The organism is Rhizobium sp. SRDI943 (genome assembly GCF_057653695.1).
The window spans coordinates 3,160,987-3,173,158 of the sequence record NZ_CM172787.1; the positions used below are offsets into that span (position 1 = coordinate 3,160,987).

General features: G+C 62.2%; 11 protein-coding genes. 7 read left to right on the top strand and 4 right to left on the bottom strand.

Features of this window, described 5'->3' with window-relative positions; genetic code table 11:
* The first annotated feature begins 11 nt into the window (after window positions 1-11).
* On the top strand, window positions 12-998 hold the full coding sequence (locus AC245Y_RS16280; protein WP_017994874.1) for a GlxA family transcriptional regulator: 987 nt from the start codon (window positions 12-14) through the stop codon (window positions 996-998).
* A 135-nt stretch (window positions 999-1,133) separates the two neighbouring features.
* The gene (locus tag AC245Y_RS16285; protein ID WP_017994875.1) at window positions 1,134-2,087 is read left to right on the top strand and encodes a hypothetical protein; all 954 of its coding nucleotides are present in this window, start codon (window positions 1,134-1,136) and stop codon (window positions 2,085-2,087) included.
* A gap of 50 nt (window positions 2,088-2,137) precedes the next feature.
* On the opposite strand, the gene glpK is transcribed toward AC245Y_RS16285, so the two are convergent.
* Entirely contained in the window at window positions 2,138-3,631 is a 1,494-nt protein-coding gene (gene glpK, locus AC245Y_RS16290; RefSeq protein WP_017994876.1) for a glycerol kinase GlpK, read from the bottom strand.
* A 157-nt stretch (window positions 3,632-3,788) separates the two neighbouring features.
* Between glpK and AC245Y_RS16295 the strand changes: the two genes are divergently transcribed.
* The 4 genes from AC245Y_RS16295 (at window position 3,789) to xdhC (ending at window position 9,701) form a co-directional block, all read left to right on the top strand.
* Entirely contained in the window at window positions 3,789-4,565 is a 777-nt protein-coding gene (locus AC245Y_RS16295) for a 3-hydroxybutyrate dehydrogenase (protein WP_017994877.1), read from the top strand.
* Between the two features lie 27 nt (window positions 4,566-4,592).
* A complete protein-coding gene (gene xdhA / locus AC245Y_RS16300) occupies window positions 4,593-6,059 on the top strand; it encodes a xanthine dehydrogenase small subunit (protein ID WP_017994878.1) in 1,467 nt (488 codons plus the stop codon).
* 184 nt (window positions 6,060-6,243) lie between these two features.
* On the top strand, window positions 6,244-8,583 hold the full coding sequence (gene xdhB / locus AC245Y_RS16305) for a xanthine dehydrogenase molybdopterin binding subunit (protein ID WP_012758542.1): 2,340 nt from the start codon (window positions 6,244-6,246) through the stop codon (window positions 8,581-8,583).
* A gap of 302 nt (window positions 8,584-8,885) precedes the next feature.
* A complete protein-coding gene (xdhC, locus tag AC245Y_RS16310; protein WP_012758543.1) occupies window positions 8,886-9,701 on the top strand; it encodes a xanthine dehydrogenase accessory protein XdhC in 816 nt (271 codons plus the stop codon).
* Here xdhC and AC245Y_RS16315 read toward each other — a convergent pair.
* A complete protein-coding gene (locus AC245Y_RS16315) occupies window positions 9,677-9,868 on the bottom strand; it encodes a hypothetical protein (protein WP_012758544.1) in 192 nt (63 codons plus the stop codon). The two genes, xdhC and AC245Y_RS16315, sit on opposite strands and share 25 nt — an antisense overlap.
* Window positions 9,869-9,969: 101 nt before the next feature.
* Here AC245Y_RS16315 and AC245Y_RS16320 point away from each other — a divergent pair, with 101 nt between their 5' ends.
* Window positions 9,970-10,866, top strand: coding sequence for a LysR substrate-binding domain-containing protein (locus AC245Y_RS16320; protein ID WP_017994879.1), 897 nt, complete (start codon window positions 9,970-9,972; stop codon window positions 10,864-10,866).
* An 81-nt stretch (window positions 10,867-10,947) separates the two neighbouring features.
* Here the strand turns inward: AC245Y_RS16320 and AC245Y_RS16325 are convergent, their stop codons facing one another.
* Together AC245Y_RS16325 and AC245Y_RS16330 are read right to left on the bottom strand one after the other, a co-directional pair.
* On the bottom strand, window positions 10,948-11,280 hold the full coding sequence (locus tag AC245Y_RS16325; RefSeq protein ID WP_003565666.1) for a hypothetical protein: 333 nt from the start codon (window positions 11,278-11,280) through the stop codon (window positions 10,948-10,950).
* Window positions 11,281-11,443: 163 nt separating this feature from the next.
* Complete coding sequence (locus tag AC245Y_RS16330; RefSeq protein ID WP_017994880.1) at window positions 11,444-12,130, bottom strand: Type 1 glutamine amidotransferase-like domain-containing protein; 687 nt, start codon at window positions 12,128-12,130, stop codon at window positions 11,444-11,446.
* Window positions 12,131-12,172 lie beyond the last annotated feature (42 nt).

Consider the following 12,172-nt stretch of genomic DNA (forward strand, 5'->3'; position numbering starts at 1 on the left):
AGGACGCCGCCGTGACCAGATCGAAGACCATTGCCATTCTCGCTGTTCCGGGCGTCCAGCTTCTTGATGTCTCGGGACCGCTCGACGTCTTTGCCGAAGCCAATGTCCAGACAGGCAGGGAGGTCTATCGACCCGTGGTGATCGCCGTCGGCCATGGCCATATCCGCAGCTCCTCCGGCGTTCGGCTGGTGGCGGACTACGTCATCGGCGACAATATCGGCGCGGTGGATACGCTGCTGGTCGCCGGCTGTCCGAATGCGGCGGATATTCAACCGGATGCCGCGATGGTCGCCTGGCTGCGCTCGGCAGCGCCGGCGGCAAGGCGATACGGCTCCGTCTGCAGCGGCGCCTTCCTGCTCGCGGCAACCGGCCTGCTCGACGGCCGCCGCGTCACCACCCACTGGGCGGTGGCCGACAGGCTGGTCGAAGCCTATCCTGGGATCACGGTGGAGGCGGATGCCATCCAAGTGAGGGATGGCCAGTTGCGGACCGCGGCCGGTGTCACCGCCGGGCTCGATCTTGCGCTGGCGCTCGTCGAGGAGGATCTTGGCCATGAGATCGCCATGAGGGTAGCGGGTCAGCTCGTGATGTTCTTCAAGCGGCCGGGTGGGCAGATGCAGTTCAGCCGCAAAGGCGAGGCAGCGCCTGCCGGCCGCTCGGCGCTGCAGGAGGTCCAGCGCTGGATCGCCGCCAATCCCGCGGTCAACCACAGCGTCGCGACGCTGGCGCAGCGAATGGAATTGAGCCCCCGCCACTTCGCCCGGCTATTCCGCGACGAGGTCGGCATGACACCCGCCGCCTGGGTGGAAGCGGCGCGCATCACCGCCGCACGGCACCTGCTGGAAGAAGGCCATGCGCCGAAGCAGGTCGCCGTCGAATGCGGCTTTGCCGATGCCGATACGCTGCGCCGGGCTTTTGCAAGGCAGATCGGTGTGACGCCTGCCGAGTATCGCAAGCGCCACGCCAAGGTGCATCTCGGCGCGCTGGAAAATGCCTGAACCCTGCCGTTAACGAAGGCCGTGCCGCGCGATTAACCACGTCGCTGGTTCTGGGGTAGATGTCACGGAGTTGCCCATTTTGCATCGGATGTGTCTGCCGCTGCACCGATCAACTCGCGGCTATCAGGACGCAAAATGAAACCACTGCAAAGCCTGCTGTTTGCCTGCGCTGTCTTCGTTTCCCTGCATCCGGCGGCATTCGCCGCCGAGAATTTCATCTATACCAGCTCCGGCGAACTCGAGGCCTCGAAGGCGCTGCTCTCGCGGCCGGATATCTCAGGCGTCCAGATCGTCTACAACTGGAAGAGCCTGGAACCGGCCAAGGGCCAGTATGATTTTTCGGAGATCGAGAAGGACTTGGCACTCGCAGAAAGCCTGAACAAAAAACTCTTCATCCAGGTCCAGGATCGCTTCTTCGAGCCGAAGGCGCGCAACATTCCAGGGTACATGTTGAACGACCCGGAATATGACGGCGGTCTCACTGCCCAGTTTGACAATCCCGGCGAAAACAAGCCGGTCGGCTCCGGCTGGGTGGCGCAGCAATGGAACCCGGCCGTGCGCGAGCGTTATCAGGCGCTGCTGAAGGCGCTGGCCGAAAAGTTCGACGGCAAGGTGTACGGCGTCAACCTGCCGGAGACGGCGATCGACCTCGATCCCAAGCCTGAGCCGAAAGGCTATAGCTGCGATGCCTATTTCGAGGGCGAGATGGCAAACCTCGCCTTTGCCAGGAAAGCCTTCGCCAAGTCGATGGTGGTGCAATACGTCAACTTCTGGCCCTGCGAATGGGAAAACGACCACAATTACATGGGCCGCCTCTTCGACTTCGCGGCGAAGAACAATATTGGCCTCGGCGGCCCCGATATCGTGCCGAACCGCAAGGCGCAGATGAAGAACTCCTATCCCTTCTTCAACAAGTACAAGGGCAAGCTCGCCTATGTCGGCATGGCCGTGCAGGAACCGACGCTGACCTACAAGAACCCGGCAACGAAGAAGCCCTTCACCAAGGCCGAATTCACCGCCTTCGCCGAGGATTATCTCGGCGCGAACGTGATCTTCTGGAGCACGGCGACGCCGTGGTTGAAAAAATAGCGAACCAACTCGCGGAAACGAGCGGGGCTACGACGCGGTTCTCATCGCTTCTACCCCTCGCTCAGTGTTCGCCGGACAGCATTCTTCCAGCCCTTGAGCTTCGCCGCCCGCACCTTCTCGTCCATGTCGGGCTCGAATCGCCGATCGCGTTTCCAGGTCGCGGAGAAACCATCCCTGTCCGGCCACACCCCTGCCCGGCTGCCGGCGAGCCAGGCAGCCCCCAGCGCCGTCGTCTCCAGGATCACCGGACGATCGACCGGGGCATCGAGCAGGTCGGCAAGGCGCTGCATCGTCCAGTCGGAGGCGACCATGCCGCCGTCGACGCGTAGCACGGTGTCGTCGGTGCCGTTCTTCCAGTCTTTCTGCATGGCATCGAGCAGATCGCGGGTCTGATAGCAGACGGCCTCCAGCGCCGCACGGGAGAGTTCTGCCGGGCCGCTGTTGCGCGTCAGCCCGAAGATCGCACCGCGCGCCTTGGCATCCCAATGCGGCGCGCCGAGGCCGGTGAAGGCTGGCACAAGATAAACCTCCTGCGTCGGATCGGCCTTCTCGGCGAGTTCATTCGTATCCCCGGCCTTGCCGATGATGCCGAGCCCGTCCCGCAGCCACTGCACGGCCGCACCCGCGATGAAGATCGAACCCTCCAGCGCATAGGTCGTCTCGCCGTTCAGGCGATAGGCGATAGTGGTCAGCAGCCGATTTTTGGAACGCACCATATCGGCGCCAGTGTTGAGCAGTGCGAAGCAGCCGGTGCCGTAGGTCGATTTCATCATGCCAGGCGCAAAACACGCCTGGCCAATGGTTGCCGCCTGCTGGTCGCCGGCCACGCCGAGGATCGGGATAGCAGCACCGAAAATATCAGGATCGACCGTGCCGAAATCGGCGGCGCAATCCTTGACCTCCGGCAGCATGGCGGCCGGCACCCTTAGAATATCGAGCAGATCCTCGTCCCACGCGTTTTCGGCGATGTTGTACATCAGCGTGCGCGAGGCATTGGTGGCATCGGTGACGAAACTTTTGCCGCCCGTCAGCCGCCAGATCAGGAAGGTGTCGATCGTGCCGAAGCAGAGATCGCCCCTGGCGGCGCGCGCCCGCGCGCCCTTCACGTTAGCCAGCATCCAGGAGAGCTTGGTGCCGGAAAAATAGGGATCGAGGATCAGGCCGGTCTTTTTCGTGAACAGCCGCTCGAGATCCTGTCGTTTCAGATTGTCGCAATAGCTTGCCGTACGCCGGTCCTGCCAAACGATGGCATTCTGGATCGGCCGGCCCGTCTCGCGCTCCCAGACGACCACGGTCTCGCGCTGGTTGGTGATGCCGAGCGCTGCAACATCTTTGGCCTCGATCCCGGCATCGCGCAGCGCCATGTGGACGGTGGAGACAGCCGAATCCCAGATCTCCTCGGGATCGTGCTCGACCCAGCCGGAGCGCGGATAGATCTGAGTAAATTCCTTCTGGCCCTTGCCGGCGACATGCATGTCGCCATCGAAGACGATCGCCCGCGTCGACGTCGTTCCCTGATCGATCGCCAGAACATATCCGCTCATGAAAACCCTCCCTCAGCATGTCAATTGTCGAAGCAAATCAATAGGACACGGATGCGGGCGAGAAAAGCGAATAAAGCGGAATTGCCAGCCCGCCGGCTTTGGGCATAACTTCGCAGCCAACGCTGCAACGCAGCATCGCGATTTCAGGGAGAACAGCATGAGCAGAACAGTCGTCGTCACCGGTTCCACCAGCGGCATCGGCCTTGCGATCGCCACTGCCTTCGCCGAAACGGGCGACAACATCGTCATCAACGGTTTCGGAAAGGCAGATGAAATCAAGGCGATCGTCGAACGACTTGAATCAATGTCCAAAGGCCGGGCGCTATATCATCCGGCCGACATGACGAAGCCCGCCGAGATCGCCGACCTGATCGAAACGGCCGCCAAGACCTTCGGCGGCGTCGATGTCCTGGTCAACAATGCCGGTATCCAGCATGTCGAGAAGATCGAGGATTTCCCGATCGAGAAATGGGATCAGATCATTGCGATCAATCTGTCGAGCTCCTTTCATACCATGCGCGCCGCGATCCCGCTGATGAAGGCGAAGAAGTACGGCCGCATCATCAACATCGCCTCGGCCCACGGGCTCGTCGCCTCCCCCTTCAAATCCGCCTATGTCGCGGCAAAACATGGTATATTGGGCCTGACCAAGACGGCGGCGCTGGAGCTTGCCGAATTCGGCATAACCGTGAACGCCATCTGCCCCGGCTACGTGCTGACGCCGCTCGTCGAGAAGCAGATACCGGATACAGCCAAGGCGCGCGGCATGACCGAGGAACAGGTAAAGAGCGAAGTCATCCTCAAGGCGCAGCCGACGCATGAATTCGTCAAGGCCGAGGAAATCGGCGCGCTGTCGCTCTACCTTGCCAGCGATGCGGCCCGGCAAGTGACCGGAACGCATATCTCGATTGACGGTGGCTGGACGGCGGCTTAACCATTTGGAAAAACAACCGGGAATATCATGAACGACAGCATCCGCTTCATCCTGAATGGCGAGGACATCGCGCTCACCGATGTCAGGCCAACCGAGACGCTTCTCGATTTTCTGCGGTTGAAGCGACACCTGACGGGCACCAAAGAAGGATGCGCGGAGGGCGATTGCGGCGCCTGCACCGTACTCGTCGGCCGGCTGGCGGACGGCAAGCTCGCCTATGAATCCGTCAATGCCTGTATCCGTTTCATGGGCTCTTTACACGCCACCCATGTGGTAACGGTGGAGCATCTGGCCGGCAGGGACGGCGCGCTGCATCCAGTGCAGCAGGCACTGGTCGATTGCCACGGCTCGCAATGCGGCTTCTGTACCCCGGGCTTCGTCATGTCACTTTATGGTCTCTGGCTCGCCAAGGAAAAGCCGAGCCGCCAGGAAATCGAAAAGGCGTTGCAAGGCAATCTCTGTCGCTGCACGGGCTACGAGCCGATCGTCAAGGCGGCCGAGCAGGTGAGCCTGATGCGGCCGAGCACACTCTTCGACCCGCTGGAACGGACGCGTTCTGAAATCGTCTCGCGGCTTTGGGCAATGCTGGCGAGCGGCACGATCAGGATTGCGAATGGCGAAGACCGGCTGATCGTGCCGGCTTCGATGCAGGCACTGGCCGAGGTCCTTTCGCAGGAATCCGACGCGATCATCGTCGCCGGCGCGACGGATGTCGGCCTTTGGGTGACGAAGCAGATGCGCAGGCTGAGCCCGGTGGTCTTCATCAACCACCTCAGCGAACTGCAGTCGGTCAGAGAAGACGAAGACGGCGTCACTATCGGCGCCGGCGTCAGCTACACCAGGGCCTTCGAAGCAATCTCCAAGAAAATCCCGGCGCTCGGCCGGTTGATCGATCGCGTCGGCGGCGAGCAGGTGCGCAACATGGGCACGATTGGCGGCAACATCGCCAACGGCTCGCCGATCGGCGACAGCCCGCCGCCGCTGATCGCGCTCGGCGCGACGCTGACGCTGCGGTCCCTGCAAGGCCAGCGCAGAATGCCGCTCGAGGATTTCTTCATCGCCTATGGCAAGCAGGATCGGAAGCCCGGCGAATTCGTCGAGAGCGTCTTCGTGCCCTACCCGGCAGCAACCAATCGCTTTGCCGCGTACAAGATCACCAAGCGCCGCGACGAGGACATCACCGCCGTCCTCGGCGCCTTCCTGCTGACGCTCGACGCGGCCGAGATGATCACCGACATCCGCATCGCCTTCGGCGGCATGGCGGCGACGCCGAAACGCGCCCGCATCGTGGAGGCAGCACTGATCGGCAAACCATGGACGGAAGCGACGATCGAGGCAGCCCGGTCCGCATTCGACGCCGACTACCAACCGCTGACCGACTGGCGCGCCACGGCGGAATACCGCCAGCTGACGGCGAAGAACCTGTTGACGCGGTTCTATCTTGAGACGGTTGGAGCGCCGGCGGAACTGAAGCGATTCGAGGAGGTGGCGTGATGAAGATAATACATGTCAGCGCAAGCCACTCCCCTCATCCGGCTGCCGCCACCTTCTCCCCGCTGGGGAGAAGCGACTGCCGCGCCGTCTCTTTTCCCCCTTCTCTCCTCGGGGAGAAGGTGCCCGAAGGGCGGATGAGGGGGCCGCGCGGCACCACACATCCTCGCGAAGGAGGACACCGCTAATGGACAAATCCACCTTCGAAGACCGCAAGGCCATCATCGCGGGGCCGATGCACGGCTCGCTGCAGCATGATTCAGCACATAAGCATGTCACCGGAACCGCCGATTATATCGACGATATTCCCGAACCCGCAGGTCTGCTGCATGGCGCCCTCGGCCTCTCCGACCGGGCGCATGCCGAAATCCTCAGCATCGACCTTTCCGCGGTCGCCGCCTATCCCGGCGTGGTCTGGGTCTTCATCGGCAAGGACGTGCCCGGCGTCAACGACGTCAGCTCCAACGGCAGCCATGACGAGCCGCTGCTGGCCGAAACTTTAGTTCAATTCCACGGCCAGCCGATCTTTGCCGTCATCGCCGAGACGCGTGATGCCGCCCGCCGCGCCGCACGGCTGGCAAAGATCGACTATCGTGACCTGCCGCATTGGAGCGATATCGACGGCGCGCTCGCCAATGGCAGCCCGCTCGTCATCACTCCGATGACGCTGAGGCGCGGCGAGCCTGACACGGAAATGGCCAAAGCCGCCATGCGTCTGAAAGGTCAGATGCGCATCGGTGGACAGGAACATTTCTACCTCGAAGGCCATATCGCGGTGGCGATCCCCGGTGAGGATGACGAGGTCACCGTTTGGTCTTCGACGCAGCATCCGAGCGAGATCCAGCACATCGTCGGCCACGTGCTCGATATTCCTTCGAACGCCGTGACCGTCAATGTGCGCCGCATGGGCGGCGGCTTCGGCGGCAAGGAGACGCAGGGCAACCAGTTCGCGGCCCTTGCGGCGATCGCCGCCAAGAAGCTCGGCCGCGCGATCAAATTCCGTCCAGACCGCGACGAAGACATGAGTGCAACCGGCAAGCGCCATGATTTCCTCGTCGATTACGAGCTCGGCTTCGACACCGAAGGCCGCATCCATGCGGTCCACGCCACTTATGCGGCGCGCTGCGGTTTCTCCTCCGACCTCTCGGGACCGGTGACCGACCGTGCGCTCTTCCATGCAGATTCCAGCTATTTCTATCCGCATGTGCATCTGAATTCGAAGCCGCTGAAGACGCACACCGTCTCCAACACCGCCTTCCGCGGTTTCGGCGGGCCGCAGGGCATGCTCGGCGCCGAACGCTTCATCGAGGAGATCGCTTATGCCGTCGGCAAGGACCCGCTGGATGTCCGCAAGCTGAATTTCTACGGCCAGCCGGGTTCGGAGCGCACACTCACCCCCTACCATCAGGAGGTTGAGGACAATATCATCGCCCGCATCGTCGAGGAGCTGGAGGAAACGACCGAATACCGGGCGCGGCGCAACGCCATCATCGCCTTTAACCGCGACAGTCGCTACATCAGAAAAGGCATCGCGCTGACGCCGGTCAAATTCGGCATCTCCTTCACCATGACAGCCTTCAACCAGGCCGGCGCCCTCGTCCACATCTACCAGGACGGCTCGATCCACCTGAACCACGGCGGCACCGAAATGGGCCAGGGCCTCTATACCAAGGTGGCGCAAGTGCTGGCCGACAGTTTCCAGGTCGATATCGACAGGGTGAAGATCACGGCGACGACCACCGCCAAAGTGCCGAATACCTCGGCCACCGCGGCGTCCTCCGGCTCGGACCTCAACGGCATGGCCGCCTATGACGCTGCCCGACAGATTAAGGAACGGCTGGTAGCCTTCGCCGCCGAGAAATGGGATGTTGAGGCCGTCGATGTCGTCTTCCTGCCGAACCGCGTGCGCGTCGGCGAGATCGAAATCCCCTTCCCCGATTTCATCAAGCAGGCCTATTTCGCCCGCGTCCAGCTTTCCGCCGCCGGCTTCTACAAGACGCCGAAGATCCACTGGGACCGCAAGGCCGGCCGCGGCACACCCTTCTATTATTTCGCCTACGGCGCCTCCTGCACCGAGGTTTCGATCGACACGCTAACGGGCGAATATCTGATCGACCGCACCGACATCCTCCACGATGTCGGCCGCTCGCTGAATCCGGCGATCGATATGGGCCAGGTCGAAGGCGCCTTCGTGCAGGGACTGGGCTGGCTGACGACGGAAGAACTCTGGTGGGACGACAAGGGCCGGCTGCGCACCCATGCCCCCTCGACCTACAAAATCCCGCTCGCCTCCGACCGTCCGAAGATCTTCAACGTGCGCCTTGCCGAATGGTCCGAGAACACTGAGGCCACCATCGGCCGCTCCAAGGCCGTCGGCGAACCACCCTTGATGCTGGCGATCTCGGTGCTGGAAGCGCTGTCGATGGCGGTGGCAAGCGTCGCCAACTACAAGGTCTGCCCGAGGCTCGACACCCCGGCGACGCCGGAGCGGGTGCTGATGGCAGTCGAGCGGATGAAGCGGGTGTAGGAGATGGAAACGCGTCCGGCTCATTTGTTGCCCCCGACGGTTGATCGGGACGGGCAGAGAGCTTGGAGTGAGCGATACCCCCCTCTGTCCTGCCGGACATCTCCCCCACAAGGGGGGAGATCAGCAAGACGGAACGCTCTGCGCTTCGCTACCCTTCCGCTACATCACCAAAGTCCGACTCTACGCGACGACTTCTTTGTTCCGGGAAGCCGCCGCCTCATACTGATCTCCCCCCTTGTTGGGGAGATGTCCGGCAGGACAGAGGGGGGTGACACACGCCTGAACCCATCGGTCAGCCACCCATGACCGACATCCACCCCTTCCTCGCCACCCACCCAGACTGCATCCTCGTCGACATCACTGGCACACAAGGTTCCACCCCACGCGAGGCCGGTACCTTCATGCTGGTATCGCAAACCGCATTGTGGGGCACGATCGGCGGCGGGCAGTTCGAGTTCATGGCGATCGCGAATGCGCGGGACATCTTGGAGGGAACCGGCGGGGTGGCGGAGATGGATATCCCGCTCGGGCCTGATATCGGCCAGTGCTGCGGTGGGCGCACGCAGTTGCGGTTTCGCCGGGTGACGCAGGTGGTTGCTGACGAAATCGAAGCCAGGCTAACCAGTGAGATCGAGCGTCTGCCAGAGGTCTATCTTTTCGGTGCCGGCCATGTCGGCCGGGCGCTGGCAATAGCCCTTGCGCCGTTGCCGCTATCGGTGACGGTCGTCGAGACGCGGCAGGAGGAACTCGCCAACCTGCCTCCCGAGACGAAGACGCGGCTCGTGCCGATGCCGGAAGCACTGGTGAAGGCTATTCCGGCCGGCGGCGCGGTTGTCATCCTGACGCACGATCACGCGCTGGATTTCCTCGTCGCCCGCGAAGCGCTTGAAAGAACGGATCTCGCCTATGCCGGTATGATCGGCTCGGCGACCAAGCGCGCCACCTTCGCCAGCTGGCTTTCCCGCGAAGGCGGCGGTGAGCGCGGCTGGATGGAGCGGCTGACGCTGCCGATCGGCGGCGCGGCGGTCAGGGACAAGCGCCCTGAAGTGATCGCCGCAATGACCGCCGCCGAGATCCTGACGGCGCTTGGCGCCTACCGCATGCGCTCGTCTTCGTAATAGGGATCGCGCCCGTCGAGGAAGCCGAGATCGCGCTTTACGCGATCTGGCGCCGTATCGAGATCAAGGCTGGGCATGCGCCAGATCCGCGCCAGCCGGCCGCCGATGCGCCGGAAAATTCCGATGGTCGGCTGCGGCGGGCTCTGTTCGATAGCATAGCAATCCATGACATCACCTCGATGGTTTGATGGTAGGAGTTGCAGTTTGCGGCCAAAAATGCTGCAATTCCAATCGAACGACCGTCTGTTTGCATCAAGAGAACTTATCCATGAAACTGTCGAAACAATTCCCGCTGAATGCGTTGCGCGTCTTCGAGGCCGCTGCCCGGCTTGGAAGTTTCACCAAGGCAGGCAACGAGCTCGGCATGACGCAGACCGCCGTCAGCTATCAGATCAAACTGCTGGAGGAGAATGTCGGCGAGCCGCTCTTCCTGCGTCGTCCGCGCCAGATCGCACTGACAGACACCGGCGAGCGGCTGGCGCCGAAGGTAACCGAAGCTTTCGCCATGCTGCACGACGCGATGGCGACGGCGCGCGACAGCGTCGAAGGCACGCTCGCCATCAGTTCGACCCATACCTTCGCCTCGAAGTGGCTGGCGCCGCGCCTTGGCTCCTTCCACTTGAAACATCCGGCGATCGCTGTGCGGTTTCAGGCGAGTTCGGATATTATCGACTTCGGCCGCGAGCAGATCGATGTCGGCATCCGCTGGGGCGACGGCAACTGGCCGGGGCTGGCGCTGCACCGGCTGATGGGCCTGGAATTCACGCCGATGCTGAGCCCGAAGCTAGCGGAGACGGCAGGCGGCATCAAAGAACCGCGAGATCTCCTGAAGTTCGATCTCTTCGACGCCGGCGACATCTGGTGGAAACAATGGTTCGAGGCAGCCGGCATCACGGAGACGGATCTCGATCGGCGCCCGCGCAACCAGCTCGGCTCCCAGGCGGTGGAAGCCGATGCGGCGATCGCCGGCCATGGCGTCGCCATTCTGCATCCGGCCTTCTATGCGGCTGAGATCGCGCTCGGCCGGCTCTATCAGCCCTTCGAACTGACCCGCAGCGACGGCAAGGCCTACTGGCTCGTCTACCCCGAAAACCGTCGCAACGTGCCCAAGATCAAGGCCTTCCGCAACTGGATCCTCGAGGAGATGATGGCAGCCGGCAATTGATGCATGTCGCCTAAAACTATTTTTCGGACAACGACATGCCAAACCCGGTTCGTGAGCCGGGTCCGGTCCTGTGGTCCGCCCTCAATATCCCATCTCCGGCGCATAAAAACACCGCGGCGTGTCCTCGTTTGGGAACAGACAGAGATGGTAGTCATTGTCGCCGGATTGCATCGCCTTCGTCATCGGCAGCAGGAAGACATGAGCATGCGTGACCAGCCGGTGGTCGCCCGGCAGCAGCGTCACACGATATCCGCCCGGCGTCACCGCCACGCTTTTTGAAGGGATCATCTGGCAATCGCCATTATGACTGTCGCCGTTGCAACAATAGGGGTCATAACTCCACCCCGAAGGTGCGTCGTGAGCCGTCGCCAACGACGCATACGCAATCATCACACACGTCAGAATGCTGCGCATGGGCATCTTCTCCGTCGATGAATGCGCCGCCGATGATCTAACGGTTCTTATTTTATTCCGGCGGCCCGCAAAATAACTGTAATCGAGTCGTCGTAGTTCAAGGCCTGCTGAATTAGCAGATCAAGTATAAGGCAGGGATAATACACAGCCTTCTCGGCAGCTTTTAGGCACGCGACAGCAGATCGGCGATGCGGCTGCGATCGGCAGCTTCGGCAAAACCGCCGGAAATCGTCAGCGGAGCGCCGAAGATCTCGACGAGTCCGTTGCCGAGGATGAGACCTTCGCCGTCCCGGCACGCGAGAATGGGTCTTGCCGTCGTCTCGCTGTAGCGCAGCAGCGCGGAGAGATAGCCGGGATCGTCGTTCAGATGCGGGAAGAATTCGAAGGGCAGGAGATCAAGAGCCGCGCCATCCTGCACCGCATCAGGCGAACCGCCGGAAAAGAGCGCATCGATGGCGATTGTCGGCGTCATCAAAATCGCCCCGGCGCTGGTTCCGATGAGAATGCCATCGTCCAGTGCCCATGAGCGCAACTTGTCCAGCATGCCGCTTTGTCGCAGCCTTCTCAGAAAATCGCCGGTATGACCGCCGGAAAGATGGATGGCGTCGCAGGAAAGCAGCCGGTTGATCTCCTCGTCGCCGGAGAGTGTGTCGAGATCGACGAAAGGATCGAGAAGAAGCCCGTACGTCATGTAATAACGCCGCTTCTCATCGAAAAACGCCCGCTGCGGGTCCGGACCGGACGTGATATAGCCGACGCGGTTCCCACGCGAGAGGATGAGCGCGGCAAGCCGGCGGTCCATCGGCGCGTTTTCGGCGATGACTTGATCGCTGTAGAGCGCGGTGATCATTCCATTGCTCCTTTGGCCGCGCCGGTCGTTGCGCGTGTGCAG

Coding starts and splice junctions, on each gene's coding strand:
- xdhC (WP_012758543.1), top strand. CDS start 8,886: ATGACCGACATCCACCCCTTCCTCGCCACCCACCCAGACTGCATCCTC.
- AC245Y_RS16330 (WP_017994880.1), bottom strand. CDS start 12,130: ATGATCACCGCGCTCTACAGCGATCAAGTCATCGCCGAAAACGCGCCG.
- xdhA (WP_017994878.1), top strand. CDS start 4,593: ATGAACGACAGCATCCGCTTCATCCTGAATGGCGAGGACATCGCGCTC.
- AC245Y_RS16325 (WP_003565666.1), bottom strand. CDS start 11,280: ATGCGCAGCATTCTGACGTGTGTGATGATTGCGTATGCGTCGTTGGCG.
- AC245Y_RS16285 (WP_017994875.1), top strand. CDS start 1,134: ATGAAACCACTGCAAAGCCTGCTGTTTGCCTGCGCTGTCTTCGTTTCC.
- xdhB (WP_012758542.1), top strand. CDS start 6,244: ATGGACAAATCCACCTTCGAAGACCGCAAGGCCATCATCGCGGGGCCG.
- AC245Y_RS16320 (WP_017994879.1), top strand. CDS start 9,970: ATGAAACTGTCGAAACAATTCCCGCTGAATGCGTTGCGCGTCTTCGAG.
- glpK (WP_017994876.1), bottom strand. CDS start 3,631: ATGAGCGGATATGTTCTGGCGATCGATCAGGGAACGACGTCGACGCGG.
- AC245Y_RS16315 (WP_012758544.1), bottom strand. CDS start 9,868: ATGGATTGCTATGCTATCGAACAGAGCCCGCCGCAGCCGACCATCGGA.
- AC245Y_RS16295 (WP_017994877.1), top strand. CDS start 3,789: ATGAGCAGAACAGTCGTCGTCACCGGTTCCACCAGCGGCATCGGCCTT.